At 62.7% G+C, this 25,260-nt stretch carries 33 protein-coding genes and 1 tRNA gene; 13 read left to right on the forward strand and 21 right to left on the reverse strand.

Translation table 11 applies throughout. The features are described 5' to 3' along the window. Positions 1-155: 155 nt before the first annotated feature. Both folX and folE read right to left on the reverse strand, forming a co-directional pair. Positions 156-578, reverse strand: a complete 423-nt coding sequence (gene folX / locus ACUN9Y_RS09415; protein WP_445460448.1) for a dihydroneopterin triphosphate 2'-epimerase — start codon at positions 576-578, stop codon at positions 156-158. 45 nt (positions 579-623) lie between these two features. After that, entirely contained in the window at positions 624-1,181 is a 558-nt protein-coding gene (folE, locus tag ACUN9Y_RS09420) for a GTP cyclohydrolase I FolE (protein WP_445460449.1), read from the reverse strand. 318 nt (positions 1,182-1,499) lie between these two features. Here folE and ACUN9Y_RS09425 point away from each other — a divergent pair, with 318 nt between their 5' ends. Further along, positions 1,500-2,090 carry a hypothetical protein gene (locus ACUN9Y_RS09425; RefSeq protein WP_445460450.1) on the forward strand — a complete coding sequence of 197 codons (591 nt, stop codon included), beginning with the start codon at positions 1,500-1,502 and terminating at the stop codon, positions 2,088-2,090. Positions 2,091-2,368: 278 nt separating this feature from the next. Here ACUN9Y_RS09425 and ACUN9Y_RS09430 read toward each other — a convergent pair whose 3' ends face one another. Continuing rightward, positions 2,369-3,358 (reverse strand): serine/threonine protein kinase, encoded by a 990-nt coding sequence (locus tag ACUN9Y_RS09430; RefSeq protein ID WP_445460451.1) that lies wholly within the window; start codon positions 3,356-3,358, stop codon positions 2,369-2,371. Positions 3,359-3,391: 33 nt separating this feature from the next. Then, positions 3,392-4,156 carry a ComF family protein gene (locus ACUN9Y_RS09435; protein WP_445460681.1) on the reverse strand — a complete coding sequence of 255 codons (765 nt, stop codon included), beginning with the start codon at positions 4,154-4,156 and terminating at the stop codon, positions 3,392-3,394. Between the two features lie 87 nt (positions 4,157-4,243). Here ACUN9Y_RS09435 and bioB point away from each other — a divergent pair, with 87 nt between their 5' ends. The 6 genes from bioB (at position 4,244) to ACUN9Y_RS09465 (ending at position 9,079) form a co-directional block, all read left to right on the forward strand. Then, positions 4,244-5,332: a biotin synthase BioB gene (gene bioB, locus ACUN9Y_RS09440; protein WP_445460452.1), complete on the forward strand. Its 1,089-nt coding sequence runs from the start codon at positions 4,244-4,246 to the stop codon at positions 5,330-5,332. Positions 5,333-5,334: 2 nt separating this feature from the next. Further along, positions 5,335-6,492, forward strand: coding sequence for an 8-amino-7-oxononanoate synthase (bioF, locus tag ACUN9Y_RS09445; protein ID WP_445460453.1), 1,158 nt, complete (start codon positions 5,335-5,337; stop codon positions 6,490-6,492). Further along, positions 6,489-7,235 carry an alpha/beta fold hydrolase gene (locus ACUN9Y_RS09450; protein ID WP_445460454.1) on the forward strand — a complete coding sequence of 249 codons (747 nt, stop codon included), beginning with the start codon at positions 6,489-6,491 and terminating at the stop codon, positions 7,233-7,235. Before bioF ends, ACUN9Y_RS09450 begins: the two co-directional genes overlap by 4 nt. Continuing rightward, positions 7,232-8,086, forward strand: a complete 855-nt coding sequence (locus tag ACUN9Y_RS09455; RefSeq protein WP_445460455.1) for a methyltransferase domain-containing protein — start codon at positions 7,232-7,234, stop codon at positions 8,084-8,086. Before ACUN9Y_RS09450 ends, ACUN9Y_RS09455 begins: the two co-directional genes overlap by 4 nt. A 167-nt stretch (positions 8,087-8,253) precedes the next feature. Beyond that, positions 8,254-8,955 (forward strand): dethiobiotin synthase, encoded by a 702-nt coding sequence (gene bioD / locus ACUN9Y_RS09460; protein ID WP_445460456.1) that lies wholly within the window; start codon positions 8,254-8,256, stop codon positions 8,953-8,955. Between the two features lie 39 nt (positions 8,956-8,994). Continuing rightward, positions 8,995-9,079: transfer RNA gene (locus ACUN9Y_RS09465), tRNA-Leu, on the forward strand. A gap of 12 nt (positions 9,080-9,091) precedes the next feature. Here ACUN9Y_RS09465 and ACUN9Y_RS09470 read toward each other — a convergent pair. The 17 genes from ACUN9Y_RS09470 to ACUN9Y_RS09550 all read right to left on the reverse strand — a co-directional run bounded on the left by ACUN9Y_RS09470 (position 9,092) and on the right by ACUN9Y_RS09550 (position 21,309). Next, the gene (locus ACUN9Y_RS09470; RefSeq protein ID WP_445460457.1) at positions 9,092-10,177 is read right to left on the reverse strand and encodes a tyrosine-type recombinase/integrase; all 1,086 of its coding nucleotides are present in this window, start codon (positions 10,175-10,177) and stop codon (positions 9,092-9,094) included. Further along, on the reverse strand, positions 10,084-10,509 hold the full coding sequence (locus ACUN9Y_RS09475) for a helix-turn-helix domain-containing protein (RefSeq protein ID WP_445460458.1): 426 nt from the start codon (positions 10,507-10,509) through the stop codon (positions 10,084-10,086). Before ACUN9Y_RS09475 ends, ACUN9Y_RS09470 begins: the two co-directional genes overlap by 94 nt. Then, complete coding sequence (locus ACUN9Y_RS09480) at positions 10,460-10,729, reverse strand: ArsR/SmtB family transcription factor (protein ID WP_445460459.1); 270 nt, start codon at positions 10,727-10,729, stop codon at positions 10,460-10,462. The genes ACUN9Y_RS09475 and ACUN9Y_RS09480 overlap by 50 nt, the downstream gene beginning before the upstream one ends. Before the next feature lie 93 nt (positions 10,730-10,822). Continuing rightward, on the reverse strand, positions 10,823-11,095 hold the full coding sequence (locus ACUN9Y_RS09485) for an ArsR/SmtB family transcription factor (RefSeq protein ID WP_445460460.1): 273 nt from the start codon (positions 11,093-11,095) through the stop codon (positions 10,823-10,825). 184 nt (positions 11,096-11,279) lie between these two features. Further along, positions 11,280-12,854, reverse strand: a complete 1,575-nt coding sequence (locus tag ACUN9Y_RS09490; RefSeq protein WP_445460461.1) for a DNA cytosine methyltransferase — start codon at positions 12,852-12,854, stop codon at positions 11,280-11,282. Then, entirely contained in the window at positions 12,851-13,807 is a 957-nt protein-coding gene (locus ACUN9Y_RS09495; protein ID WP_445460682.1) for a recombination-associated protein RdgC, read from the reverse strand. Before ACUN9Y_RS09495 ends, ACUN9Y_RS09490 begins: the two co-directional genes overlap by 4 nt. Before the next feature lie 231 nt (positions 13,808-14,038). After that, entirely contained in the window at positions 14,039-14,428 is a 390-nt protein-coding gene (locus ACUN9Y_RS09500) for a hypothetical protein (RefSeq protein ID WP_445460462.1), read from the reverse strand. Between the two features lie 37 nt (positions 14,429-14,465). Further along, entirely contained in the window at positions 14,466-15,557 is a 1,092-nt protein-coding gene (locus tag ACUN9Y_RS09505; RefSeq protein ID WP_445460463.1) for a hypothetical protein, read from the reverse strand. A gap of 9 nt (positions 15,558-15,566) precedes the next feature. Then, positions 15,567-16,211: a lambda exonuclease family protein gene (locus tag ACUN9Y_RS09510; RefSeq protein WP_445460464.1), complete on the reverse strand. Its 645-nt coding sequence runs from the start codon at positions 16,209-16,211 to the stop codon at positions 15,567-15,569. Then, positions 16,199-17,128 carry a recombinase RecT gene (locus ACUN9Y_RS09515; protein WP_445460465.1) on the reverse strand — a complete coding sequence of 310 codons (930 nt, stop codon included), beginning with the start codon at positions 17,126-17,128 and terminating at the stop codon, positions 16,199-16,201. Before ACUN9Y_RS09515 ends, ACUN9Y_RS09510 begins: the two co-directional genes overlap by 13 nt. A gap of 64 nt (positions 17,129-17,192) precedes the next feature. Continuing rightward, positions 17,193-17,339 carry a hypothetical protein gene (locus ACUN9Y_RS09520; RefSeq protein ID WP_445460466.1) on the reverse strand — a complete coding sequence of 49 codons (147 nt, stop codon included), beginning with the start codon at positions 17,337-17,339 and terminating at the stop codon, positions 17,193-17,195. Then, positions 17,327-17,653: a hypothetical protein gene (locus ACUN9Y_RS09525; protein ID WP_445460467.1), complete on the reverse strand. Its 327-nt coding sequence runs from the start codon at positions 17,651-17,653 to the stop codon at positions 17,327-17,329. The genes ACUN9Y_RS09520 and ACUN9Y_RS09525 overlap by 13 nt, the downstream gene beginning before the upstream one ends. Before the next feature lie 86 nt (positions 17,654-17,739). After that, complete coding sequence (locus ACUN9Y_RS09530; protein WP_445460468.1) at positions 17,740-18,018, reverse strand: hypothetical protein; 279 nt, start codon at positions 18,016-18,018, stop codon at positions 17,740-17,742. 122 nt (positions 18,019-18,140) lie between these two features. After that, complete coding sequence (locus ACUN9Y_RS09535; protein WP_445460469.1) at positions 18,141-18,323, reverse strand: hypothetical protein; 183 nt, start codon at positions 18,321-18,323, stop codon at positions 18,141-18,143. Positions 18,324-18,843: 520 nt separating this feature from the next. Beyond that, the gene (locus ACUN9Y_RS09540; protein WP_445460470.1) at positions 18,844-19,083 is read right to left on the reverse strand and encodes a hypothetical protein; all 240 of its coding nucleotides are present in this window, start codon (positions 19,081-19,083) and stop codon (positions 18,844-18,846) included. 569 nt (positions 19,084-19,652) lie between these two features. After that, positions 19,653-20,021 carry a hypothetical protein gene (locus ACUN9Y_RS09545; RefSeq protein WP_445460471.1) on the reverse strand — a complete coding sequence of 123 codons (369 nt, stop codon included), beginning with the start codon at positions 20,019-20,021 and terminating at the stop codon, positions 19,653-19,655. A 487-nt stretch (positions 20,022-20,508) separates the two neighbouring features. Further along, entirely contained in the window at positions 20,509-21,309 is an 801-nt protein-coding gene (locus tag ACUN9Y_RS09550) for a LexA family protein (protein WP_445460472.1), read from the reverse strand. Positions 21,310-21,311: 2 nt separating this feature from the next. On the opposite strand from ACUN9Y_RS09550, the gene ACUN9Y_RS09555 reads away from it, so the two are divergent. From ACUN9Y_RS09555 to ACUN9Y_RS09580, 6 genes are all read left to right on the forward strand, one after another. Continuing rightward, a complete protein-coding gene (locus ACUN9Y_RS09555; RefSeq protein ID WP_445460473.1) occupies positions 21,312-21,539 on the forward strand; it encodes a DNA-binding protein in 228 nt (75 codons plus the stop codon). Between the two features lie 65 nt (positions 21,540-21,604). Beyond that, positions 21,605-22,051: a phage regulatory CII family protein gene (locus tag ACUN9Y_RS09560; RefSeq protein ID WP_445460474.1), complete on the forward strand. Its 447-nt coding sequence runs from the start codon at positions 21,605-21,607 to the stop codon at positions 22,049-22,051. 967 nt (positions 22,052-23,018) lie between these two features. Then, positions 23,019-23,738, forward strand: coding sequence for a replication protein P (locus tag ACUN9Y_RS09565; RefSeq protein WP_445460683.1), 720 nt, complete (start codon positions 23,019-23,021; stop codon positions 23,736-23,738). Next, complete coding sequence (locus ACUN9Y_RS09570) at positions 23,735-24,205, forward strand: hypothetical protein (RefSeq protein ID WP_445460475.1); 471 nt, start codon at positions 23,735-23,737, stop codon at positions 24,203-24,205. The genes ACUN9Y_RS09565 and ACUN9Y_RS09570 overlap by 4 nt, the downstream gene beginning before the upstream one ends. After that, a complete protein-coding gene (locus tag ACUN9Y_RS09575) occupies positions 24,202-24,666 on the forward strand; it encodes a hypothetical protein (RefSeq protein WP_445460476.1) in 465 nt (154 codons plus the stop codon). Before ACUN9Y_RS09570 ends, ACUN9Y_RS09575 begins: the two co-directional genes overlap by 4 nt. Beyond that, complete coding sequence (locus ACUN9Y_RS09580; protein WP_445460477.1) at positions 24,663-25,151, forward strand: hypothetical protein; 489 nt, start codon at positions 24,663-24,665, stop codon at positions 25,149-25,151. The genes ACUN9Y_RS09575 and ACUN9Y_RS09580 overlap by 4 nt, the downstream gene beginning before the upstream one ends. Positions 25,152-25,260: the final 109 nt, after the last annotated feature.

Genomic DNA, 25,260 nt, shown 5'->3' on the forward strand with positions numbered 1-25,260 from the left:
TAAGCGTTTAGCCCCCGGACCGCCAACCATGCAGGCCAACCATTTTCCCCGACGCCAGACAATGGCGACGTGGCGAGACCCGCGGCTCGTTACCCTGCCCGGACCCCGCCGGCGGGGCGCCACGCGGTTCTCGGTCCAGCACCGCGCGTGCGAAATTAGCCGCCGTGAGGCGCCGGACGACGAGGCTCACGAGAGGCCGACAGCGTGATCGAGACCGAGTCGGCAAAGCGCAGGGCATGGGGCTTATCGATCTCGACCTGGGTGGTCAGCACCTGCTCGTGACTCATGATCAGGTCGAGCACCTCACGCGTCATGCGCTCGAGCAACAGGAAGCGGTTGTCTTCCACGTGGGCGATGAGCTCTTTGGTGATGGTGCGGTAGTTCAGCGCCTGTTCGATATGGTTGAACGCCACCGCCTTGTCCGCTCGATAGCGAATGACGGCGTTGATCACCACGTCCTGGCGATTCTGGATCTCGTCGTCCTTGATCCCGATGAAGGTGCGCAGCCGCAGGTTCTTGATGCGGATCGTCGCCAGATCATGATCCAGGTGCTGGTCATCCAATACGTGAAGGGACATGGCCTCTCCGGGAGTGCTTGGCTACCTGTCTCGCCGTGCGCCTGCTCAGCGATTGTTGACGAGGGTGAGAAATTCCTGACGCGTGCTGGACTTGTCGCGGAAGGCCCCCAACATTACCGAGGACGTCATGCTGGAATTCTGCTTTTCCACGCCACGCATCATCATGCACAAGTGACGCGCCTCGATGACCACCGCGACGCCAGCCGCACCGGTCACCTGCTGGACGGCATCGGCGATTTGACGGGTCAAGTTCTCCTGAATCTGCATGCGCCTGGCAAACATGTCCACGATACGCGCGAACTTCGACAACCCCAGCACCTTGCCACTGGGCATGTAGGCGATGTGGCACTTGCCGATGAACGGCAACAGGTGATGCTCACACATCGAGTACAGCTCTATATCCTTGACCAACACCATCTCGTCGGTATCGGAGGTAAACACCGCACCGTTGATGATTTCCTCGAGCGACTGGGTGTAGCCACGCGTGAGGAACTGCATGGCCTTGGCCGCCCGCACAGGGGTATCGACAAGGCCTTCGCGATCGGGGTCTTCGCCCAACTCCTGGATGATGCTGCGGTAGTGGTTGGCGAGCGTGTCAGTCATGGTCAGGCCCTTCAGGGATAGCGACGTTCGGTGCTGCGATGGCCCGGCCACCACATCTTATGCAAAAAATGTACATTGGTGCACACTTTGTATAACAACAATGACATCCTGGCGGCTAGTCTACCTCAACGGAGGCAACGACGCAGTCCTGAGCCCTGTTCGTGGCGCCGACCGACGAACCGACGTCAGAACCGACGTCAGAACCGACAGGCCAGCGTGGCAGAGTGTCGCGGAAGTGGCCCTGCGGCTGTCGCCCACCATCGCCTATGCTATCGTCAGCGTCTCGATCCTGTTATCGCCAGTCCCGCGAGCCCTCCCATGCGACTTCCTTTCCCTCTCGCTTCATCGTCCTTGTTGCTGATCCTGGCCGGCATGGTGGCGCTGGTCCCCGTGTCGTCGGCACAGACCGAGCAACCCCAGGCACCCGCCGAAGGCAGTCGCCCTGGCAGCATCCTGGAGCTACCCGCCAAGGCACGCTTCGATGTCCACCTGGTTGACGCCATCGAACTCGCCGGCGGCGATGCGCGCCAAGACGACATCATGCTAGCCCCCGTTGCCGATGCCCAGGGCCGCTCTGCCCTGCCGCACTACTGCGTCATGGTGGGCGATGCCAAACGCGATGGCGATCGGCTGCGGCTGACCACCCAGACCGTCACCTGTGTCGAAGCCGAAGGCGGCGACAGCCATATCTTCTCGGGTGAGCTGGTCGCCGGAGCCTACGCGCCCGATGGCCAGTTCGGTCTCGAGGCCTGCACCGAAGACCGCTGTGAGCTATCCACCGAAGCGGTGTTCCAGCTCGAGTTGACCAACCCGCTGTCTATCGAGCAAATGGCCAACCCGTCCGCCGAGATCAATGCCAAGCGCCGCGCCGAAGGCCCCACCGCCAAACCGGACGACACCAGCGAATAGCCCCACGTCTTCGCCCATCGCTGACATCGCCATCGGTTGGCCGAACGCTTTAACAGCGCCATCCGACTAGCAGCGCCACCCGCGACGCGGCCACGCAGCGTCGCCGGTCATCGCAACGCACCGCGCCCGCCGGATTGGAAGGTGCGCTGCGGGCGCGGTGCGCTGCGGATCTGCATGGCACGCGGCATCTTCGATGGGCGCACGGCGGCCAGCCCGCTGACCACGAGCCAGCCGCATCGACCGCCCTGGACGCGTTTCCACGGCTCCGACTGACCGCACTAGAAGCGTGCCAGCCACCGTTCGTCGCTCATCGCCAGGCGCTGCTGTTCTAGCTCGCGCAAGTGACCATCCCAGTACCCGGCGTCGGCCAGCCACGGAAAGGCGGTCGGAAACGCCGGGTCTTCCCAACGCGCCACCAGCCAGGCGCTATGGCGCATCAGCCGCAACGCCCGCAGCGGTTCGATCAGCGCAAGCTCGCTGCGATCAAATTCCAGCGCCTGCTCGTAGCCCTCGATGACCTCCGACAACTGCATCTGACGCTCTTCCGGCCCCTGGGCCGTGAGCAGCATCCACAGATCCTGCACCGCCGGGGCCATCAAGGCATCATCGAAATCCACCAGCGCGAAGCTGCTATCGCGGCCGAGAATATTGCCGATATGCAGGTCGCCATGGACGCGCAGACAGCGCTTGAACGCCGACTCATGCGGCTCCAGGCAACGCACCAGCGCGTCAGACACGCGCTCGTAGACAGCGCGTTGCTTCTGGCTCAGCCACTGGCTCGACAGGATCGTCTGCCGAGCCTCGTTGGCCATCAGTGTCGGGGCCAGACGCCGCCGGTGGTCGAACGCCCGCTGCTGGCCGATCTCATGCACCTGTCCGACGACCTCGCCGAGGGCAAACAGGTGCTCGGGATTGTCGAGCTCAGGCGCCTGCCCCGGTAGTTGCGGGAACAGCGCCAGGCGCATCCCCTCGACGTGGTGGAGACTGACCCCACTGTCGTTGCGCCAGGGCGCGGCGACCGCGACCGACGCCGACGACAGCTCTTCAAGAAAGTCGTGCTCTTCCTGGATCTGGGCATCGCTCCAACGCTCGGGCCGGTAGAACTTGGCCACCCAGCGGCGGCGCTCGTCATCATGGACCAGATAGACCCGGTTCTCGTAGCTATTGAGCGCGAAGGGTTCCCCCGGCAGCCATAGCCCGAGGGATTCGATGGCACCAACCACGCGTGCCGGCGACAGTTCGGCGAAGGGATGTAAAGAGGCGGACATGGCGACTCCGAACCAAAGGGGCAAAGGCGCATGCTAGCAGAGCTCCGACCGCGGTGTCCTCGCCAGCGCCCAAGCCTCGACGTGACAGGCGCCGCGGCGGCGGCAGGCCCGAGCCAGGCTATCGAGCGTCGCACCGGTCGTCATCACGTCGTCGACGAGCGCAATATGCTGTGGCAAGCGCCCATCGACGACGAAGGCGTGGCGCAAGTTGTGCCGCCGCTGGCGCCGATCGAGGCCGCGCTGGGAGCCGTCATCGCGCCGCCGGCGCGCGACGCAACACGGGATTCCCAAGCGCCTCGCGAGCTGGCGGGTCAACCACTGCGCCTGATCAAAGCCCCTTTGCCTGGCGCGCTCAGGGTGCACAGGCACCGCCACCAGTGCCTCGGGCATGGGACTGACCTGGCGCGCGTCCCCGGGCTCCTCGAGCGATCGCTCGAGGAGCCCTTCGAGAAACACGGCCACCAGCAGCTGACCACAGCGTCGGTCGGCGCCAAACTTGTAGCGCTGCATCAGTTGGCGCACCTCCCCCCGATAGAGCAGCGGGGCCAGGGTCGCGTCGAAGGAAGCCGGCCGGACCAGGCAACGACCACACAGCGATGGCGCGGCCACGGACAGCGGCTCGCCGCAGCCGGGGCAACCCCGTCGATTGAACGGCAAGTGACGGCGACAGGTGATGCACAGCGGTGCCGCCCGCTGCCACCCCACAGGCCGCGAGCCACGCCTTTCATCCCCAAGCGATGCCAGACACAGGAAGCAGCGTCCCGGCAAGAGCCGCGCCAGCCAGTAGTCAACCTCCATAGCCACCCGGGTTGACAGCTCCGACAGGAGCCTTATCCTTAGCGTCAACCCGTGACCCTCCTTAGAGTTGACCATAGCGAGCCCTCCATGTCCGCCATGCCGCATGCCCTCGATTCCACCCTAGACAAGGCCGGCGTCCCGCGCCACGACTGGTCCCTCGACGAGATCGAAGCCCTCTTCGCATTGCCCTTCAACGACCTGCTGTTTCGAGCACAGCACGTCCATCGTCAACACTTCGACGCCAATGCCGTGCAGGTGTCGACGCTACTGTCGATCAAGACCGGCGCCTGCCCCGAAGACTGCAAGTACTGCCCGCAGTCCGGCCACTACAACACGGGCCTCGACAAGGAAAAGCTGCTCGAGATCGACAAGGTGGTGGAGCAGGCCCGATCGGCCCTGGACGCCGGCGCCAGCCGTTTCTGCATGGGAGCGGCCTGGCGTAGCCCGCGTCAGCGCGATCTCGAGGTAGTGCTTGAGATGGTCAAGAGGGTCAAGGCGCTGGGCCTTGAAACCTGCATGACACTGGGCATGGTCGATGGCGATCAGGCCCGCCAACTGTCCGATGCCGGCCTCGACTACTACAACCACAATCTCGACACGTCACCGGAATACTACGGTGAGATCATCACCACCCGTAGCTACGCCGAGCGTCTCGACACCCTGGGCAACGTCCGCGACGCCGGCATGAAGATCTGCTCCGGCGGAATTCTCGGCATGGGCGAGGCTCCGCGTGACCGCGCGGCGCTACTCCAGCAACTGGTCAAGCTGTCCCCTCACCCCGAATCCGTGCCGATCAACATGTTGGTCAAAGTCCCAGGAACACCGCTGGAAAACGTCGCTGACCTCGACCCCATCGAGTTCCTGCGCGCCATCGCCGTTGCCCGCATCCTGATGCCGGCGAGCCACGTGCGCCTCTCTGCCGGCCGCGAGCAGATGGACGAATCGACCCAGGCGCTGGCCTTCTTGGCCGGGGCCAACTCGATCTTCTACGGCGATACGCTGTTAACCACCGGCAACCCTCAGGTCGAGAAAGACCGTGCCCTGTTCACCAAGCTCGGCATCTATCCTGAACGCCGCGACACCTGCCACAGCGACGAGGAACGCGAGGGCGAGCTGACCCAGGCCATGCAACGCCAGGCCTCCCAGGCGCTCTTCTACGACGCCGCGGCGGTCTAACGATGAGCATCGCATGCCGCTGGCCTGACCATCTCGCCGAGCGTGCCCGCCAGCGACACGACAGCGGGTGTTGGCGGGTGCGACGCACTCGCCCCAGCGCCGACGCGCTCATCGATTTTGCCAGCAACGATTACCTCGGCCTCAGCCGCGACCCGCGCCTGGCCGAGGCCGAGGCCGAGGCCGCGTGTCGCTTCGGCGCCGGAAGCGGCGCATCGCACCTGGTCAGCGGACACCTCGAGGTACACGAAGCGCTGGAGGAGGCGCTGGCCCGACTGACCGGCCGCCCGCGCGCCTTACTGTTCTCCACCGGCTACATGGCCAACCTCGGTACCTTGCAGGCCCTGTGCGACTCACGGGTTCACGTCTACCAGGACCGCTTCAACCACGCCTCTCTGATCGACGGCGCCCAATTGGCCGGGGCTCGCTCGCGGCGCTTTCATCACGCCGACCTGACCGATCTCGCGCGCCTGCTGCGGCGTAAGCCGGCGGCGGATCGCGCCCTGATCGTCAGCGATGGGGTGTTCAGCATGGATGGCGATATCGCCGACGTCCCAGGCCTCGCGGCGCAGGCCAGGCACCACGACGCCTGGCTGATGATCGACGACGCTCACGGCCTGGGCGTGCTCGGCGATGCCGGCGACGGCTGCGTCGGGCGCGGTCACGGCAGCGACCAGGTCCAGGTGCTGGTCGGCACCCTCGGCAAGGCCCTCGGTACCGCCGGCGCCTTCGTCGCCGGTGACGACGCCCTGATCGACCACCTGATCCAGTTCGCCCGCCCCTACGTTTATACGACGGCCCTGCCTCCGGGGGTCGCCGCGGCGACCCTGGCAGCGCTGGAAGTGATCAAGGACGAGCCCCAGCGCCGCAAGCGCCTGGCGCACAACATCGCCGCATTTCGCGCGGGAGCCGCGCAATTGGGCCTGCCCTTGATGGCCTCGACCACGCCCATTCAGCCGCTACTGCTCGGCGATGAGGCCCGGGTCCTGACCTGGGCCACCCGCCTCGGCCAGTCGGGCTTGCGCGTTGGCGCCATCCGTCCGCCCACGGTGCCCAAGGGCCAGTCGCGCCTGCGCATCACGCTTAGCGCCACCCACCGCCCGGAAGACATTCACGCGCTGCTCGAGGCCCTGGGGGAGCTCATGACGGAAGCCGCAACATGACCGCGCTGGTCCTGCTGTCGGGCTGGGGGGTCGACGCGCGCGTATGGTTGCCGTTGACTCCCTACTGGTCGCCGGCCACTCACACCTCGCGTCCCGACTGGCCTGGCGTGGGGCAACGCCGGAAGCGTCCGATGGCAGACGCCGAGGCATTACCGGCCATGGCCGCGGCGATGGCCGACGACCTGCCCAGTGATGCGGTCTGGGTCGGCTGGTCGCTCGGCGCGTTGTACGCCGCCGCGCTGCTCGAGTACCTGCCCGCACCGCGGGGCCTGATCATGCTCGGCATGGGCCCCCGCTTCTGTCATCCCGAGGGCGTCGATCATCATGCCCTGGAACGCTTTCGCCAGGCCTTCCAGCGCGCCCCGGACGCCACCCGAGACCATTTTTTGCGCTGGCAGCTCCGCGGCGAACCCTCACCCAGAGAGTCCCTTCGCGAACTGCGCGGCTGGCTCGGCGACGAGCCGCCGGCCGACACTGACACCCTGGCGAGGGGCCTCGATGCCCTGGCCACACTCGATGTCGAAAGAACGCTATCCGCCGCCCGCTGCCCGGTGGTGCACCTGTGCGGCGACAGCGACCCGCTGCTGGCGCCCGAGGTTCGCCGCGCCGCCCATGAGCGGATTCAAGACGCCGGCCACAGCCCGATGACGAGCCAGCCATCCCGCCTGGCAGCCGCCATCGAACGCCATGCCAAGGCCATGCAAGCATCCCCCACACAGCGCTCCTGTGAGGCCAGCCCATGAACCTGCCTCTACCCTCCGCCGCGCCACGCCAAACGCGACCCGCGACGCCGCCGGACACCGACGACCTGGCGGCGAACTGGCAACGCCGCGTCGCTCGTGCGTTCTCGCGTGCGGCATCGGGCTACGCCGAGCAGGCCGTTGCCCAGGCCCAGATGGCCCAGTCTCTTGGTGACTATTTTCCTGCCCAGGCACGATCTATCGTCGACGTTGGCTGCGGCCCGGGGTCGCTGACCCCAGCGATACGTCGACACTACCCCGAGGCACGCTTGCTCGGCGTGGACGTGACACCGGCCATGCTCGACGAAGCCAGGCGCCGTCACGGTGCCAACCGAGTGGCTGGCGCAGGCGACAACCACTGGCTGTGCGCCGATGCCGCACGACTGCCGCTGCGCGATGGTAGCCAGGACCTCGTCGTCTCCAACCTGGCCATCCAGTGGTGCCTCGACCTGCCGGCGGTACTCGCGGAATTCGCTCGGGTGACTCGCCGAGGCGGCCGCACCATCGTCAACACCCTGGCGCCAGGCACTCTGGCCGAGATCGACCTGGCCTGGTCGCGACCCGCCACCTCCAGTGGTGTCCTGGCCTTCAGCGATCTCGCGACCCACCGCCAAGCCGCAGCGCTTGGCGGTTGGCGACGCATCCACATCAGCCAGCGACGGGAACGCTTCTACTATGCCGACCTGGCCGCCGTCATGGCCTCGGTCAAGGGCGTCGGCGCCCAGGTCGCCAGGGACGGTGTCCGGCTGACCCGAGGTGACATCGAGCGTGCCCGGTCGCGTTACGAAACACTCCGCACACGGCGAGGCCTGCCGGTCAGCTATCAGTGCCTGACCCTGGTGCTCGAGCACTAAAGCCACCGGGGGCGACATCAACGCCTCTGGTTGCCGGCGACAACGCCGATGACAGTGCCGATGACAGTGCCGATGACAATGCCGATGACAATGCCGAAGCGAGACTCGTGCCGCCGCGGCTCGGCTCGACGGCCCCATGCCCCATGCCCTTGACCACGAGGCCTGCCATGCCCTGCTATTTCATCACCGGCACCGATACCGACGCCGGCAAGACCCTGGTTGCCTCGGGCCTTCTGGCCCTGGCCCGCCGACAGGCCATGACCACCCTGGGCCTGAAACCCGTCGCCTCGGGGTGCGAATCCACGGCGCTTGGCCTGCGCAACATCGATGCCCTGACCCTGCAGGCTCAGAGCACGCCCGCCATGGCCTATGAGCAGATCAACCCTTACGCCTATGCACCGCCCATCGCCCCCCACCTTGCCGCACGCTACGCCGGGGACCGGCTCACCCTCGAGGGTCTGGTGCACGCTCTCGCCCCGGCCCTGGCCGAGCCACGCGACCTGGCCCTGGTCGAGGGCGCCGGCGGCTGGCGTGTGCCGCTCAACGACGACGAAGACCTCGCGGGCCTGGCCGAGCGCCTGGCGCTACCGGTGATCCTGGTGGTCGGCCTGAAGCTTGGCTGCCTCAATCACGCACGCCTGAGCGCCGAAGCGATCCGCGCCGACGGCCTGCCGATCGCCGGGTGGGTGGGCAACCTGGTCGACCCAGGGTTTGCCGCCGATGCAGGCCTGTTCGGCGACAACATCGATCACCTGCGGGCCCGCCTGGCAGCGCCGTGCCTGGGTATCGTGCCGAGACTCGATGGCCAGACGCCAAAGGCCCGAGCCGAGGCCGCAGCAATGCATCTCACCCTGCCAACAGGCCATTGACTTTAGGGGCATCTATCGTAAAATGTGCCCGCCTACCGTGCGGATGTGGTGGAATTGGTAGACACGCTAGATTTAGGTTCTAGTGCCTTAGCGCGTGGGAGTTCGAGTCTCCCCATCCGCACCATTTTGATTTGCCTCAGCTTTTCCCGATTCCGACCACGTTGTCTCGACGCACTAGATTATCGAACGTGACCGAATCGTGACTTAGCTGATTCACGGCCTCCCTCACTCGATGCGGCGCAAGATGGGCATATCGCTCCGTCATCGTTATGCTGGAATGACCCAGCAGCTCCTTCACGACCTCCAATGGAACACCGTCTGTTACCAGCCAGGATGCAGCAGTGTGCCGAAGGTCATGAATGCGGATATCAGATAGGCCAGCCTGCTTTGCTGCCTGAGCAAATCCGCACCTCAAGGACTTCACTTGAGTTCCGCCCTCACGGGCGAAGACCCAGGGCGAGTGTGGCGCGTTCTCAGCACGCCATGCCGCCCTTCTCTTTATCGCCGCTACTGCCGTTGCGTTCATCGGAACCATTCGGGGCTTTCCTGACTTGGTATGCCGAGCGTTCAGCGTGATCGACTCCCTCTCCCTATCCAGCCCTATCCTCGACCAGTCAAGGTTGAGCAGCTCCCCTCGCCGGCATCCCGTGTGGACGGCGACCTCTACGAAGTCTGCCAGCAGATCCCCGTGACGCAGCTTCCTCGCCTCGGCAATCAGTCTCCCGACTTCAGCCCTAGTCAAGTACCGCTCCCTGTGGTGTGGCTCCCTCAGCATCCTGCCCTTCACCGGGTTGGGCAGGTCCCACTCCCATTCTCGGTTACAGTGGTTGATGGCTGACGACAAAGCAGCTAACTCCCGGTTTATCGTGCCATTGGCCCTGCCTTCATCCTTACGCTTCCGGCAATATGCCTTGATATCCTGACCCGTCAGATCATTCACCTGCCGGCCCCTGAAGAACGCCAGCAGGTTTTTTGTCTGCCGCTTCAATGTCTCGAGACTACGCAGGTGTTCAGACCCACGCAGGTACTCGAGCATCACTTCCTCGAACAGGCGAGGCAGCTTAACCTCCCAGTGCTGTTCCTTGTGTGCCTGGGATCGCCATTTCGCCTCTATTGCCTTGGCCTCGTTCAGGTCCGTGGTTCCAGTAGATCGTCTAACTCTCTGGCCGCGTTCGAGGTACGAGGCCCACCAGTATGATGAATCCGACCTTCTGTGTGGCATGCAGTCTTCTCCCCTGTCTGCACGCCGGGCGCACCGTGAGCCTTATACTCTTGTGCGTCGGCGTCAAGCTCTGCCAGTCGTCTGATGCTTCCAAGCGTGACCTTGCGTCCCTTTCCGCTGCCGACTGCCCGCAACACTCCCTGCTGTACCCATCGCCTCACCGTCCAGTGAGTTACGCCGAGCATTTCGCCCGCTTCGTTGTATGTCAGGAGCACTTTTTGCATCGTGTCCTCCGGCAAAAAGAAAGCCGCCTCGAGGGCGGCGTGATGACTGGATTTCCTACTAGCGATGGCGTCGTTGCCATTCAATGAGCTCAAGCACGGCAGGGTCATCGGCGACTCGATAGTAGATTGACACCCCTTCTCGCCTTGAATCGACGATCAGCGCGTTGCGCATCAATCGAAGGTGCTTGCTGATGGTGGGCTGAATCACCGATAACTCAGCAGCTATCGCAGTCACATTCATCTCACCATGTGATTCTAAAGTCTCAAGGATTGCAAAGCGCTCTTTGTTAGCCGCGATGCGAAGCAGCTCGCGAGGGGTAATTGGCATGACTGCGCCTACACATGAACTTTGTCGCATATTACACCTAGCTCCCAGGCCAAGCCACGCCGTCGCATGGATGCTAGTGCGATGATTGAATTACTACTGGCTGTGCCGTCGTTGCCATTCGATCAGCTCGAGTAGTGCCGCGCTCTCAGCGAGGTGGTAGTAAACGGCTCGACGTTCGCGCCGCGTTTCTACGACGTTCGCATTCCGCATGACTCCGAGATGCTGGCAAAGCGCTGATTGTTTCACTGACACCTCGGCATTGATCTCGGAGACTGTCATCTCGCCACGAGCCTCAAGCATGTCGATGATCTCGACGCGGATTTCGTTCGACGCTACGCTTAGTAACTTCGCAGTATCGACAGGCATAGCGACTCCAGCTGTTGTTGTTTTATGCATATTAGGCCGGACCGGAGAATCTATCTATTTGGCTTCGAAGGCGGCAGCTAACGCTTGGGGTTCGGCGCTGCTCCATCACCAGGAAGTCAGGCGGGCTCTCCAGCGCCGGCCCTTCCAATTCACTCGTCTTGATTCGCATGCGTCCTCCTTGCGGCTATGCCGCCTTGTCTTGTGGTGCCGGCATAAACCGGCGCTCATGAGTGAAGTTCGCCTCGACGATGGCCTTAGCCGGCGGCGGGCTGACGCTGTTGCCGATCAGCCTGACCTGCTGGTACTTCGGCACTGGCTTGCCGTTGACCTGGGCAAACTCGTAGTGGTCGGGGAATCCCTGAGCTGCCGCCAGCTCGTGGGGCTGCAGCATCCTCATGCCAATGTCGACGATGGCGTACTGCTCGCCCTCGATGGTCACGGTGACCAGCCCGAAACGATCTTTCGTCGGCATGGTGTGCATCGGGTCGTCCAGCACCTGCCCGACGCCCTGCCCGTAGTACTTCACCAGGAACGCCATGACCGCCGCGGCGTGGGTGCCGCCGGCACATACGGTAGGCAATGGATCACGTAGGTCTCTGCCACCGCGATCGCTCCCCTTGAGGTTCACCAGGCTAGCGGCCACCAGGGCGTTATGATCGGTAGTGGTGACTGTAGGCATTGGGCCCCGGAGGTCGGCGCCGACGACGCCGGTGTAGTGCTTGGCGAGAAAGGCAGCAACCAGCGCGTGTTTCTGGCCACCGGCGACCACTGTGCCGAGCGGGCGCTCGATATCTAAAGCGCGAGGGCTTTGGCCTGGCGCTTCGCCATAACCTGTCTGAACTAGTGTCGGAGCCACCACCGCGAAGCTTCCGCCTTTCGGCCAAGCTGTGACTGTTCGCAGCGGCTCGCGGATGTCATTGGCCTGCACGGCGCCACCACCATAGTTGGCGATCGGCACGATGAACGGGTCGCCGCTCTCAACGACGTAGCGCATGACGCCCTTGGCAATGCGCTTGAGCGTGTTGTCGGCCAGGGGGCGGTCACGCTCGAAGATCGACGGGCACGGGATCGACCAATCGATACACTCGGCGGCGGAGCGCCATGGCTTCATCTTGCGCAACCGAGCCGCCGGTGACGCCGGGTCACAATGCGTTGGCTTGGGCCACTTGATCGGGAGTCCGTCGCGACGGGCCACCAAGAACAATCGGCGGCGGATGGTCGGCGCACCGTAGTCGCACGCTCGTAGAACTTTCCACTCCACCTGGTAGCCATGGCGCCGCAGGCAATTGACGAAGCCTCGGAACGTCTCGCCTTTCCGCTCAGGGTTAGGACGAATCTTTCCATCGTCGCCCTTCATCAGCGGGCCCCAGTCCAGAAACTCCTCGACGTTCTCCAGGGCGATGATCCGCGGCTTCACCTTGGCTGCCCATCGGGCGGCCACCCAGGCCAGACCGCGAACGCTCTTGCTGACCGGTCGCCCACCCTTGGCCTTGCTGTGATGGCGGCAGTCTGGCGAGAACCAGGCGAGCCCCACCGGACGACCGGCGGCGGCCTTCTCGGGATCGATGTCCCACACGTCGGCGACACTGTGCTGAGAGCCCGGGTGATTCGCGGTGTGCACGGCTATGGCCGTGGCGTCGTGATTGATGGCGAGATCCACCGGGCGCCCCAAGGCCTGCTCGATACCCTCGCTGGCACCGCCGCCGCCGGCGAAATTGTCGATCACGAGCTCATGGCCGAACAGGTTCAGACTGGTCATGGCTCCTCCTGTCGAAGCAAGTCATCCTTGTGGCCCGCGCCATACTGCTGAGCCTCGCCGCCCATCCACTCCACGACGCGATCCACGCTTTCGCCCAGGGCCTGAGCCATCAGCAGGAAGTCGGTCTCGAGGCGGGCTACAGCGTCATCGCCGTCATCAGCCTCGTTCGCCTCGTCAATCAGCGCGTCATCGAAGCGAATTGCTTTGATGGCCAGGTCATCGTGGAGCACGAAGGTCATACGTCCCTCAAGCCCCAGGGCGAGCTTGCTTGCCTGGCGCCCGCAGACCAGGTGCTCGTGCATATCGCTGCTGTCGAGGTCCACCTGGCGGGCTCGGATCACGCCGTCATCACCTTTTGCCTTGAGCTCGACCTGATCCCCGATCTGCATGTCGGCCGGCCGGCTACCGGGGTCAGCAAGCCAAGTCGTCATGGCGCGCATCGGAAGGGTCTGCGTAGCAAGCGGCGTGACCTTGAGGCTGCCCAGCGTCTCGCGCATCAGGTCCAGGGCTTCCTCTGCACGCTTGCGGCTCGAGGTGGCCACGCCGATCAGGTTGCGGCGCACGTCCCACCACACGTCGACTCGCTGCGTCCGCACGAATGCCCGCGGCAGCAGCTCCTCGTAAACCTGCTCCTTGATCGCCTGCTTCTCCTGGCGGCGCAGCTTGCGGCTCTCGGCGACCTCGATCGCCTCGACTCGCTCCTCGACTTCCTCTCGCACCACTGAGGCAGGAAGGATTCGCTCTTGCCGGCACATACTCATGAGGCGATGACCTTGAAGCTCATGCAGGTAGCGATTACCGCCGCGACCGGCCGGCGACACCCAGCCCACGCGACGTGCTTCGCTGCCACTCAGAGGGCGTAACGCCTGCTCATAGAGCGCCGGCTCCAACTGATCACTAGCCAGCTGGCTTGCTTCGTGCATCCGGTAGAGGTGGAGATTCTTGAACCACATGATCGTGCTCCCACGAAAAAGCCCCGGCGTGTGCCGAGGCTGAGAAAGAAATTGCCGCTTCACGTGCGGTGCCCGGCCATCCCTGACATCTCCCGCAATTGCGGTTCTCGCGTCCGGCACGCACCGGATAGCGAGGGAGGTCGACGCCCGGATAGCTGAGAGCGATATTTCTGCCCGTCCACTCCCTGCGGTAAGCCCGGTCATTGGCGCCACCGGGCACGGCGCGTTCAATCATGCGGCCTTGCGGCGCTGCTTAGCGGCGTCGATACGGCCAATGGTCATGCGTGGCCACGAGGACCAGAGCGAGTCACCAAGGGCGTTTCTGAGCGCCTTGTTCTCGATGCCGATGTCATGAGCCAGCGTGGTTCGGGTCAGTCTGCGGTCACGGTACTCTCGAGCGATGTTTGCCAACGGGCGGGCATGCAGCGCTTCAAAGTTTCGAATGGCTTGCGCGCTGCTGTGAGCCGGATGCTCTAGCCCGCGCTCTTGGGCTCGAGTTTTCACAGCATCACGAGAGCGACCGATGCGGCGAGAAATCTCCGCCACCGGAACGCCGGCGGGGTAATCGCGATCAAGGATAGTTAGCTCTCTGGTGGTCCATCCTCTCCAGGTGCGTGCCATACGGCCTCCCACAAAAAAGGCCCCGATGTGGGGCCCGTCAGTAGTTGATCGAGATACTGGGTATCTGCCCTTTCGCAATGAGCGTGATAGCCGTTTTGGCGCAGTCCTCCGGCATCCCGCCGGCGATCATGGCCTCAAGAGCGGCGCGGTTGATGCGGGTGCGATGCTCTTTGTTCGCCTGGCGCTGTACTGCGTCCTCTTGCTGGCGGCGCTGCTCTGCCAGCCGCTCTTCCTCCATGCGACGGTGCTCATCCTGAATGCGCTGCCGCTCTTGCTCTGCCTCACGCTGGGCTTTATCCATCGCCTCTTGGTGCTCGCGCTCCCGACGCTCTGCGGCCTCCCTGGCCTCGCGCTCCTTGCGGGCGGCCTCATCTCGCGCAGCTTGCTCACGCTGGGCCACGGCATTCCGCTCGGCCTGTGCAGCCGCCTCGGCTTCACGACGCGCCCGTTCCTCCGCCTCTCGGGCGATACGCTCCTCGCGTTCCTTCTGCTCACGGGCCTCGGCTTCGGCGCGCAGGCGGGCAAGCTCGGCCTGCTCTGCTTCATGCTTCTGCTGACGATCGAAGGCTACGCGGAGGGTAGAAACCACGTACTCCTTTACTCGGTGTGCCTCGGCCTCATATTCCTGCCAAGACTCGTCGATCTTGGTTTTTTCCGCTTGATTGATCAGCTCTGCGACCATGTCAGCAGGCTCGCCATCAGCAAGGGCTACGTGAGACTTCAGCGCCTCAATGCGGGATTCGTAGCGCTCCTTGCGCGCCTCCTCTGCCGCCTCCCACTCATTCAGCGGCCCGCGCACCTCGTCGCGCCACCCATCCAGCGTGTCACGCCACCGCTTGCGCTCGGCGTCAATGGTCTTGGGTAGCTGCTTGAGGTCGGCGACCAACTCCTTGCCCATGTTGTCGATCGCTGTCTTGCTACGAGCGATCTTGTGGGCCATGGAGGCGTAGGCCTGGCGGCCCTTGTTGGTATCCAGCGCCGGCGGGGATGCCATGAAGGCATCGACCTCACCGCGGATCGTTGCCAGATAGGGATCAAGGCCCTGTTCGGCCTTGAACACCTTGAGCGCGGATTCCTTGTCTGGCACGGTGACCAGTTCGGTTGATTCTTTCTCTGCGACTGCGGTCATGCTGTCCTCCTACGCTGCCTTGGTTCGCAGCAGTTGTTCGTATTCGTCCACCATGGCCTTAAACGCCAGAAGGTCGTCCTCGAGCTTTCCGATGTACTCTTCGTCGCGCTCGAACTCCTTGAACCAGAGTTGCTTGCCGATCGACTCAAGTGCCGGGCAATAGAGGCCGATGTGCCACCACTTGCGACCCGTGATCCACATGCCGCCCTGCACCTGGTCAATGACGGTGCTGATGTCGTTATCGATGTGGAAGGCACGAAGCTTGTCGGGAGCGATGAAGCACTTATATTCACTGCCACCCTCGGGATCGATCAGGCCATCTGCCGACGCACCGAAAAAACCGCAGTCGGTGGTGACGAAGCCGGCATGCTGAACCATCAGGCCGGTGGCCAGCTCGTGCTCCATCCGCGCCTTTGGCTCAAGCTCGTGACCACGGCGCATCTGCCAGGTCTCGAACCCTTCATCCAGTGGCTCACCGCTAATTCGCTCGATTGCCAGGCGAAAGGCGTAGTCGCGAGCAGTCTTGGTGGGCATGCCCTTCTCTGGCCCACTTTTCAGCGTGGCTCGGGCCGTCTCGAACATACTGGCGGTGATACAGCCGGCGCGGGCGAGGTGCCAATCAGCGCTACCCTGGTCGCACTCTATGATTCGCATTGTGTCTCTCCTTCATAGGTGTTTGATTCGGACTTCTTGAGTTCGGCACCACGCTTCTCGACAGCCGCTTTGAACTGGCTATAGGCCTCCATGTCACCAGCCTGCTTGATTGCGGCGAGCCCGCTTTGCCAGACACCCTTCAGAGCCTCTGTGCCTTCGGCCTTCACCACCTGACCAATCCACCGAGACGCCAGCTGGTCGTCCCGTGGCGCCCCCTCAGGCGCCAAGCCTTCATTACCTTCGGTGTTGAGGTGGTGAATGGCCTGCTCAAGCTGTTCGGTTTTGGGCCAGTACTTGTAGGCGCGCTTCACGCAGGTCTTCTTCGCCATCTCGCCCCAGTCGGTGACCCAAGGGCATGACTTGCCTTTCGACTGGTAAGCCTTCCATGCGCTTGAACGGTCGCGGATGGCATTCACCTCGTCCACGCTCATCGTCTCGGTGAGGTAGTCACCATCTGCTGTCTTGACGACCACATAGACGCCCACCGGGTCGCCACGGTCTTTGGCGAAAGGGTTGAAACTATGCAGCGGTGGACGATCCATGCCCTGGAGCGCGAAGCTGTCGTTGACGAGAACTAGCTCGGCTTGAGCCCAACGAATGGAGCCGGCTGCCATGGCAAGATCCATCAGCCCGATGTAGCTGATATCAAGGCAAATCTTGCCGTCGCGAGGCACCAGGTAGGCCTGTTTTTTGGCTGGATTAAGACTGATCCCAATAGCGGCGATATTGGTCACCGCATTGACGACTGACTGTCGATTGCCCATGGCCACCTTGACCATGTAATCGCTGGCCTGGATCGCCTGAACGGCAAAACCGGCCTCGCGTTCGAAGTTCAGCCCCGGCTCGCTCAGCACCGCGGCGAACGAGTCCCGCGTGTTATAGATGTCCTCGCGGATAGTGGCGATTGCGTTGCTCATTGAGCTATCCTCACCTTGTGTATTTCGCATCCGCCCCACCGATGGCAGTCGGTGGGGCTTTTTGTTAGTCGATCCCGTTGCGCGCCGGGCTCGTGCTGTTGATCATCGATCGCACAGCGTCATAGCCGTGCTGGTGGCCGTATTCGGTGTCGATGTCTTGGGCGCCACACCCGGCCAGGGTGAGCACCGCCAATAAGATCAGTGAGCGCATGCGGCCTCCTTCTCCTCTCGAAGCCCCTTCTTGGCCAGGCGCAGTGCGATCTGCTCCCGCTTGACCTGAATTTGCTGGGATACCCTCAACTGGCTGAATCTCGTCTTGCACTGACTGACCTGGTGCAGACAGTCCGGCCATTCCTCCATCAGCGCCGCGTCAACGTCGCCGGCGTCGTACCCGCCCGGCAGGTGCCCGTGATCAATGAAGGAATCCAGAGCCAGCTCGGCATCCATATCGAAGGCGTCATCGCTTTCCTTCCGGCGCTCGCCGACGGCATCGGTAGTCAGTTGGTGATCGAGTGCTGTGTTCATATCGCTCTCCTAGCGCCACCAGACGGCGCCGATGAATGCCAGCGCGAACAGGATCGCGCCGATAACTGGCCATGAAGTGTCGGGGGTCATGACTCGCCCTGAATGTTGTCCGAAACCCACTTGCGCATACGCTCCCAACGCTGCTCGGGGGTTTCATCTCGGAACCAGGCCTCGTCGTTCATGAAAACGATCTCTCGCACCATCGCTTCGGAGATGTTCAATTGCTCAGCCCAATAATCCGTTTCCTCCGGGTCGCGAGACTGGGTGTCCAACCCTCTTGCGTGAGCAACGGTGCCGAGAGTGCAAAAGCCACCGTTGAACTCCATGTGATCCCTGACCAGCTGCTTTTCTGGCATCGCATCCATCGCGTCTCGGAGCTCTCGCAAGAACGTCTGCCCCCGTCTTCCACGGAGAGCGGAATTTACGGCGCCTCGCCAACGGATTAGCGCCCAGGTGTCGTCTTGGTCATCTATGTATCCGCTTCTGCTCATACCGACCTCCAAATTTCGATGCCTGGCGTCACGCCCTGGGCCGCCATGGCCTTGCGCTGCTGCCAACGCTCTCGGCGCATCCAGCGGCGCCGGTGCTCGCTCGTGATCATCTTGTCGGTCCAGTGCTCACCGACGTGAGGCCGCAGCCCGAGGCGACGGCGTGCTGTGTCTGCGGTCATGCGACCTCCTGGAAGAAAAAAGCCCGCACGATGGCGGGCAATGCAGGGAACAGATGGTGATGCGGGTGCATCGGGGAAGACTGTGAGTGATGGCGGCCCACAACGGGCGACCTCCCAACTCCATGGTTAGGTGCGCTAAGCCTCACGTCTGGCAACTGCTCCAGGGGCAGCGCTACCCCTGGGTTATTGCCAATCGCTACGCAACCGATCACCGCACTCGCGAAATGCCGGGCCGTCGGTTAACACTGCGCCACGCCATCACTCACAACCCTCTCCGATGGCCCCGTACTCTGGCCCGGGGCGGGGCGCTGGGCCCAACTGACGCATGGGATCGCGTGGTGCTCAGTCGCCTTCTTCCATCTCGTCTATGCAGCTCTGGCAAGCCAGTGCCTGGTACCCAAAAGCGACGATGACCTCGGCTGGCTCGTGCGCCTCAATTGGGTTGTCGCAGCCGGGGCATACCGGCATGTCCTCTGGTCCTTCGATATGCATCACTCCCCCTCGCCCGTAGGCTCCGTTGTCACGCGCTTCTCGGCTCAGGCATCCAGCCAAGCGCCCTCTGCTCGGTAATCTGCGATACGGCGTCGCCGTCGCAAAGGTGCTGCCAGGCACCGCAATTGGAGTTGGTGCTATAAGGCTTCTTCCACCAACAGAGGCGATACCAGTTGCCGTCTTGATTCCGCTCTTTGACGATAATCTTGGTACCGTCTCGCGGGGCTTCATCCATCGGCCTTAGCCGCATTTCAAGTTCGTTCGGCATCGTGCTCTCCTGTCCGTTGTCATCCGAAAGCGGTGGCCGATGCTGATCTCCGGCGTGCAATGCGGGAATCGAACCCGACTCTCAGGGTGTTGAGCCCTGCCAACTGCCTTAGTGGCCCACTGCGGAAGCTCCGAGTCACCGGCCTAGGAACCCATCACCTCTTTGCTCCCTGCGCATCAGCCTGCGCATTCACCGCTTTCGGATGGGCTCTGCCGTGGCAAAGCCCGGAATCCTCTCCGGTACTTCGACAGCCCCGGTTGGCGTATCCCCATCAGCCCCTCGCGCCTTCTATGTCTACGCTACGGACTGGCTGGTTCGTCAGATTGTTAAAGAGCGTGGCCAGGTGGCCGGTGGTGGGCTGCTGCCCTGTCCACGGATATAAATATGAACCAGAGGTACAATAACCGTCAAGACCAAAAGTACATTTTTCTTGTGACCAGATGAACCAAAGGTCTACTCGATTGAATTTTTGGCACAAAAAAACCGCCTCAAGGGCGGCTATCGGGCGGGGATGCTACACGCGGGCACAAAAACCCGCCTCGCGGGCGGGTTCTTGGATCGCGGCATGTCTAACTCTCGGGCAATACCGTTTCAGATGAGCCGGAAGCGGGGCGCGACTCGACCTTTGACTCGATCCTTTCGACACTTTGCCGCAACCAAGCGCCCTGGTCAGACACCGTCTGCTGGAACGCCGTCAGATTGCCGTACAGGATGGTCGCTACCAATCCAATGACAGCAAGTCCGGTGCCGATCACCGTCCAGCGAGTGGATCGATTGCTTGCCTCAGCCCGCTCGACGGCCTTTTCAACACGCTCAACGGACTTCTCGGCGCGCGCGTCGGCCTGCTCCTGGAAGCGCTGCAAGGCTTCCATGCGAGCATCCAGCTTAGCTTCGATGCCTTCCAAGCGTGCATCGATGTAACGATCTTGGGTGCTCATGGAAGAGTTTCCCAGTGAAGAAGGCTCTGTGCCGTCAGGATATCCCTCTCCACTATCGCCATCAACATCTTGAGGCGGCAAGCGAGACCCGTCGTACCTGGAGTGTTCCTGTATGGGCTTGACCAGAGGGAACTTGCGCTCTTGGTTACTCACGATCAGGCTCCCAGGGCGTCAAGTTGAGGCGCATTACTACTGTCTGCTTCCAGTACCACGTAGTGCGACCGCAATGAGTGCACACCGTTGTCACGAAAACCATCGGCTCCACTGACATGTTTGAGACAGGCTGACTGAACTCATACACAGCTTCAGTATCCACGTCTGCCGGGATCAGCATTCCTTCTCCGTGGCAGCCGTCGCAAATGTTGGGCGCTTCAATCAAGGTCAGGAAGCGACTGACGTCATACACGCTCAACGGATCATCGTACTGCTTTAGGTCTCTCGCCATCCCTGCCGTCCTCTGATGGTTTCCGCCGGGCCCGGAAAAGCCTCATGACGCCCTAGGCGTCCTCATCCACATCGTGGCGATCACCACGCCAATGATCTCGCAGTTGCCGTTGATCGGCACCCAGGGGTCAGGCCAGCTCGGGTTGCGGGCCTTGAGCATGCGCCCGCCGCCGGGCTCCTCGACGAACTGCTTGAACGTGGCTTCGTTGCTATCGGTCAGAACGGCGACCACGTCGTCACCATCGAACGGCAGCACCTCGGGGTCGACGTAGATAATCAGGTTGGGCTCATACCTCGGCAACATCGATTGCCCTTTCACGCGTAGTGCGAACGTGGCGTCGGAGCATGCCGGCGGGCGCGGCACCATCTCTTCGCCAAGGAAGTCGACGTTACACACTTCGGTCCAGGCGCCTGCCTGCACCCACGAGATCACCGGGACATAGCCCTGCATCTTCGGTGGCGGCGCGACGTTAGACTCTTTGAACGCTGGATGCTCGGCAACGTTGCTCGACTCCAGCATCTCACCCTCTCCGTAATGCAGCCATTCGGTGCGCACGCCGAGCGCCCGCGCAATGGCGGGCATCTTGTCGACTCCTGGCGTCGACTCGGCGTTGAGCCATTTGCTCGCAGCTTTAGGCGTTACGCCCGCTGCCTCCTTGAGGAACACGCCAGAGCCGTGTGGCTGCACATGGGCATTGACCAAGGCGCGCCTTAGTCGCGCAGCGAACTCGTCCCGCAAGACCTGCTTATTAGATTGAACCATGCGTTCAATGATGGATTGCCTTGCGGGGACTGTCAGTACAGGTTTAATATGTACTGTAGGTTCATTTTGCTGAGGAAACATTCATGCACTCCCTGCGAGAACTGTTCGACAAGGTGGGCGGCATGGAGGCAGCGGCCCTAGCTTGCGGCGTCTCTGTCCGAGCGCTCTACAAGTGGGCTAATCGCAACTCCCTGCCTCGCACCGAATACACCGGGGAGACCCGTTATGCCGAAGCCCTCGCAGGGCTTTGCCGTGACGTGACGGCGGACGAGATTCGCCGCTCCTTCTCTCCCAGCGGCATCGCCGCCTAACCACACCCACAGACTACCCCGGCCCTGGCGCCACGGGCAGGTTTCACCACCAGCGAGACATACACATGGACAAACTTACAGCAGCCATTCAGGAAGTCGCCGAGGACTACGGATACAAGCGCCTCGCCGCAGCGGTGGGCTGTCCGTACCAAGTGCTGGTGAATCAGTGCAACCCGATCAACGACCGCCCCATCTCGCTGCGCAAGTTCTGGCTGATGTTCTCCATCACCAAGGATATGCGCCTGCTGGTGGCGTTTCTGGATGAGGTCGGGGCGGTGGCCGTCGCCAAGGGTAAGCGCGACGAGGACGCCAGTCTGTTCGATCTGGTGGTGAATCACCAAGTCGCCGCTGGGACTGTCGCCCAGGTGATCCGCCAGGCGTTGGATGACGGGCTGATCACCGCCGAGGAATCGCGGGATATCCGCAACGCCATCCGCGGCGAGATCGATTGTTTGACCGCTCTGGAATCAGAGCTGATGGAAATGGCCGAGCCGAAGCTGGCAAAGGCCTGATGCAACGAAGCCCCGCCGGCGACCAACCAGAACGGGGCTTCATAACTACCTATGGAGTCAATCATGGCAGAACCCGCAAAGGTTTACCACCTGCCCCCACAACCCAGGAGGCGCCCGCGTGTGAATTCCTGGCGCTGGAACGAGCTTGAAGACGAAGCGCTTGAATCACTGCCAGCAGAGATTGAGCGGCTTTACCTCCGTGGTATCCGTAAGCACATGGACTACGCCACCGGGGTTACTGGTAAGAAAAGACGCGTCTCTATGGATGGGTTTGCGGAGCTTCTGAACCACTACCCGCCCGCTGGAAGCAAAGAGAAGCCGAGACTGTATAGCCGTCAGCAGATCACTCGGATGCTCGACAAATTGGAATCCCTTGGCCTCATCGTTCGGTTGCATCGCGGCAAAGGCGTCAAAGCAGCCATGGAGTTCCATCTACCACTGGCATGCAATGACGCCGAACAACAGCGAGCCGAGAGCGAGCAAGCAGGAGCGAGCCAAGAGAAACCGCGTGAATACTGGCCCGATGCCGGTAACAGCGAGCAAGGAGCGAGCAATGAGGAGCGGTCCACTTCCGGTTATCCGGTAACCCACCTCTCTCCTAACGGAGAGAGTGTTCCCGCACAAAAATCCTCATCGAAGCGACGCCACTGGGGAGACCCAATCGATCACGAGATCGCCGAATGGATGGCTGGGATCGTCGATTCACTCCCAGGCGGATCTGAGAAACGAAACATGGATTCCTGGGCTAACACGATCCGCTTGATGCGAGAGCAGGACGAGCGCGGCCCGGACCACATCCGCAAGCTCTTCGCCTGGGCCACTCAGAACGAGTTCTGGCAATCCAACGTCCTCAGCCCCGCCAAGCTGCGCAAGCAGTGGAAAAAGCTCGCCATCCAGTTCAACCGTGATCGCACAGGAACCAGCCATGCAAGCCGCCAAGGATCTAGCGCACAGCGCACAGACCGCGATGTCATCGCATCACGCCTCGCAGACCCCAACGACTCAGACTGGATCGACGGGCTCTTCGACGAAGACAGACCAGCTCAGGGCACTGGTGAACCGGATATTCACTCGACTGGAAGCGATTTACCCCCGGACATGGCGAACGGCTTTCACGACGCCGGAGATGCTTTCGCTGGCGAAGCGGGAGGTAGCTACATCAATGGCGAAGTGGTCGGTACTACCTACGAGCCATGCGGCGGACATGGCGCTGGAGCGGATCAAAGCCGAGGGCGGCGAGTGGCCCCCGAGCGTAGCGCGGTTGATCAAGAGCCTGCAGCCAAGGCCGGAGGATTTTGGAATGCCTGAGGCAGAAGTCGCGTTCAACGAGGCGATCCAGCACGCGCAGCGTCCGGCAGATCATGCGTGGTCACACCCGGCCGTTCGCATTGCTGGCGTCGGTGTCGGCTGGTTCGACCTGGCCAATGCTTCCGGCGAACGCCAGATCAATATCGCTCGCTCCCGTTTCGGCAAGGAGTACCAGGCCATCGTAAACCGCGTCATGGCCGGCGGTGAGGTCGAGTCACGCGGCCTAATCGGACATGACGGCCAGCTATCTGCGGCAGAACTGGCCGAGCGCAACGGTCGCGAGCAGATGGCAGCCGACGCCGAGAAGCAGTTCGGGCGGCGCATGTCTGGCGAGGAAGGAGTGAGCAAACTGCGCGAGCTTCTCGGAGGCATGTCATGAAGCTTTCCAACGCTGAGCTCCCCCGCAGCTACTGGGCCAAGCTCGCCAAGCGCAACGGCATTAGCGATGGCACCTTCCGCACCCGCGCCTACCGCGGATGGAGCTACAAGGCCGCGGCCACTACTCCGCCTCGCAATGCCGGCAATCGAACGCCGCAGCCTGAGAGCACTGCCAGCAAACAGCGCGCTGCCGGATTGGACGCCACGGCAGTCTGGCGCTATCGGCAGAGCCATCCAGATACCGAGCTTTCCGTTGATCAGATCATCGAGAAGCTCCAGGAGCGCCGCGCCAGGCCGAACATCACGGAGATAGCCCGCAAGGCCGGATTGAGCCCAGCAACGGTGCTCACCCGCATTGGTCGCCAGGGCTGGACGCTGGAACAGGCCCTGACCCGTCGCCCAATGACTCACCGGGAGGCCGGCAAGATCCGCGCCCAGCAGATGCACGGCAAGGGAGGTGTGGCATGAGTAAGGAATTGACCTACCAGATCGCCACCCTGCGGGACCTGGGCGGCGTCATCCAGATGGCGACCCGAATGGCTGGCCGAGGCCTGGACGCTGGCCCCGTCGAGCTGGTGCTTCGTCGGCCCGGCCGCGTCCTGGGCCAGAACGGCAAGTTCCACGCCATGATCACCGACATCCACCGCCAGGCCTTCCGCGGCTACTCGTTCGACGGCGTGAAAGCGGTTCTGGTCAACCAGTTCGCTATCGAAATGGACGAAGCCGGCACGCCGCTGGCCCACCCTGGCGAGCGCGTGTGGGACTGGAAGACCAAGGAGCCGGTCTACGTCCGGCCGACCACCACCAAGTTCCGCAAGGCCGAGGCCGCCGCCTTCATCGAGTTCCTCTACGCCACCGGTACCGAGCTGGATGTGCAATGGAGTGAGAGAGCCCAGTCGATCTATGACGATTACCGGGAGGCTGCATGACTCACGATGAACTAGTCATTCGCGCAGAGCGCTGGCTCAAGAATATGGGGTGCGGCGTCGTCTTCAACGACCGTTTCCGCGCAGCGACTCACTCTGGCGAGCAGCCGGACGCTATCGGATGGCGTGACGGCCTGTCGATCCTGGTCGAATGCAAGGCGACGCGGGGCGATTTCCTTGCAGACAAGAAGAAGCCTTTCCGCATGGTCTCGTCGCTAGGCATGGGGGACTGGCGTTTCATGATGTGCCCGCCAGGGATGATTGCCCCTGACGAACTAACGCCTGGCTGGGGGTTGCTGTATGCCCATCCGCGAAAGGTGGAGAAGGCTCGCGGGGTGCCGGCCAACTGCCATTGGTGGACCAAGAAGCCCTTTGATGGGAATAAGCGCAGCGAGAACCAGCTGATGTACTCAGCTCTGCGCCGCCTCAGCATCCGAGGGCATTTCGAAACCATCTACGAATCAGTCTCGGCGAGAGGTGACCAATGAACCCGACATTTGCCCTATTCGCCTTCGCCATCGTGTCCTGCCTCGGCGCCTGCGCAGCGCTGGCGTGGGCGCAGCGCGAGGACAAGCGCCGGGCCCGCGAGTCCATTCA

The sequence above is a fragment of the Halomonas sp. V046 genome, assembly GCF_052645355.1.

Bases quoted from the DNA above. Each gene is read 5' to 3' on its own strand.
- folX (WP_445460448.1), bottom strand. From the start codon at position 578: ATGTCCCTTCACGTATTGGATGACCAGCACCTGGATCATGATCTGGCG.
- folE (WP_445460449.1), bottom strand. From the start codon at position 1,181: ATGACTGACACGCTCGCCAACCACTACCGCAGCATCATCCAGGAGTTG.
- ACUN9Y_RS09425 (WP_445460450.1), top strand. From the start codon at position 1,500: ATGCGACTTCCTTTCCCTCTCGCTTCATCGTCCTTGTTGCTGATCCTG.
- ACUN9Y_RS09430 (WP_445460451.1), bottom strand. From the start codon at position 3,358: ATGTCCGCCTCTTTACATCCCTTCGCCGAACTGTCGCCGGCACGCGTG.
- ACUN9Y_RS09435 (WP_445460681.1), bottom strand. From the start codon at position 4,156: ATGGAGGTTGACTACTGGCTGGCGCGGCTCTTGCCGGGACGCTGCTTC.
- bioB (WP_445460452.1), top strand. From the start codon at position 4,244: ATGTCCGCCATGCCGCATGCCCTCGATTCCACCCTAGACAAGGCCGGC.
- bioF (WP_445460453.1), top strand. From the start codon at position 5,335: ATGAGCATCGCATGCCGCTGGCCTGACCATCTCGCCGAGCGTGCCCGC.
- ACUN9Y_RS09450 (WP_445460454.1), top strand. From the start codon at position 6,489: ATGACCGCGCTGGTCCTGCTGTCGGGCTGGGGGGTCGACGCGCGCGTA.
- ACUN9Y_RS09455 (WP_445460455.1), top strand. From the start codon at position 7,232: ATGAACCTGCCTCTACCCTCCGCCGCGCCACGCCAAACGCGACCCGCG.
- bioD (WP_445460456.1), top strand. From the start codon at position 8,254: ATGCCCTGCTATTTCATCACCGGCACCGATACCGACGCCGGCAAGACC.
- ACUN9Y_RS09470 (WP_445460457.1), bottom strand. From the start codon at position 10,177: ATGCCACACAGAAGGTCGGATTCATCATACTGGTGGGCCTCGTACCTC.
- ACUN9Y_RS09475 (WP_445460458.1), bottom strand. From the start codon at position 10,509: ATGACCCTGCCGTGCTTGAGCTCATTGAATGGCAACGACGCCATCGCT.
- ACUN9Y_RS09480 (WP_445460459.1), bottom strand. From the start codon at position 10,729: ATGCCAATTACCCCTCGCGAGCTGCTTCGCATCGCGGCTAACAAAGAG.
- ACUN9Y_RS09485 (WP_445460460.1), bottom strand. From the start codon at position 11,095: ATGCCTGTCGATACTGCGAAGTTACTAAGCGTAGCGTCGAACGAAATC.
- ACUN9Y_RS09490 (WP_445460461.1), bottom strand. From the start codon at position 12,854: ATGACCAGTCTGAACCTGTTCGGCCATGAGCTCGTGATCGACAATTTC.
- ACUN9Y_RS09495 (WP_445460682.1), bottom strand. From the start codon at position 13,807: ATGTGGTTCAAGAATCTCCACCTCTACCGGATGCACGAAGCAAGCCAG.
- ACUN9Y_RS09500 (WP_445460462.1), bottom strand. From the start codon at position 14,428: ATGGCACGCACCTGGAGAGGATGGACCACCAGAGAGCTAACTATCCTT.
- ACUN9Y_RS09505 (WP_445460463.1), bottom strand. From the start codon at position 15,557: ATGACCGCAGTCGCAGAGAAAGAATCAACCGAACTGGTCACCGTGCCA.
- ACUN9Y_RS09510 (WP_445460464.1), bottom strand. From the start codon at position 16,211: ATGCGAATCATAGAGTGCGACCAGGGTAGCGCTGATTGGCACCTCGCC.
- ACUN9Y_RS09515 (WP_445460465.1), bottom strand. From the start codon at position 17,128: ATGAGCAACGCAATCGCCACTATCCGCGAGGACATCTATAACACGCGG.
- ACUN9Y_RS09520 (WP_445460466.1), bottom strand. From the start codon at position 17,339: ATGCGCTCACTGATCTTATTGGCGGTGCTCACCCTGGCCGGGTGTGGC.
- ACUN9Y_RS09525 (WP_445460467.1), bottom strand. From the start codon at position 17,653: ATGAACACAGCACTCGATCACCAACTGACTACCGATGCCGTCGGCGAG.
- ACUN9Y_RS09530 (WP_445460468.1), bottom strand. From the start codon at position 18,018: ATGGATGCGATGCCAGAAAAGCAGCTGGTCAGGGATCACATGGAGTTC.
- ACUN9Y_RS09535 (WP_445460469.1), bottom strand. From the start codon at position 18,323: ATGACCGCAGACACAGCACGCCGTCGCCTCGGGCTGCGGCCTCACGTC.
- ACUN9Y_RS09540 (WP_445460470.1), bottom strand. From the start codon at position 19,083: ATGCCGAACGAACTTGAAATGCGGCTAAGGCCGATGGATGAAGCCCCG.
- ACUN9Y_RS09545 (WP_445460471.1), bottom strand. From the start codon at position 20,021: ATGAGCACCCAAGATCGTTACATCGATGCACGCTTGGAAGGCATCGAA.
- ACUN9Y_RS09550 (WP_445460472.1), bottom strand. From the start codon at position 21,309: ATGTTTCCTCAGCAAAATGAACCTACAGTACATATTAAACCTGTACTG.
- ACUN9Y_RS09555 (WP_445460473.1), top strand. From the start codon at position 21,312: ATGCACTCCCTGCGAGAACTGTTCGACAAGGTGGGCGGCATGGAGGCA.
- ACUN9Y_RS09560 (WP_445460474.1), top strand. From the start codon at position 21,605: ATGGACAAACTTACAGCAGCCATTCAGGAAGTCGCCGAGGACTACGGA.
- ACUN9Y_RS09565 (WP_445460683.1), top strand. From the start codon at position 23,019: ATGTCATCGCATCACGCCTCGCAGACCCCAACGACTCAGACTGGATCG.
- ACUN9Y_RS09570 (WP_445460475.1), top strand. From the start codon at position 23,735: ATGAAGCTTTCCAACGCTGAGCTCCCCCGCAGCTACTGGGCCAAGCTC.
- ACUN9Y_RS09575 (WP_445460476.1), top strand. From the start codon at position 24,202: ATGAGTAAGGAATTGACCTACCAGATCGCCACCCTGCGGGACCTGGGC.
- ACUN9Y_RS09580 (WP_445460477.1), top strand. From the start codon at position 24,663: ATGACTCACGATGAACTAGTCATTCGCGCAGAGCGCTGGCTCAAGAAT.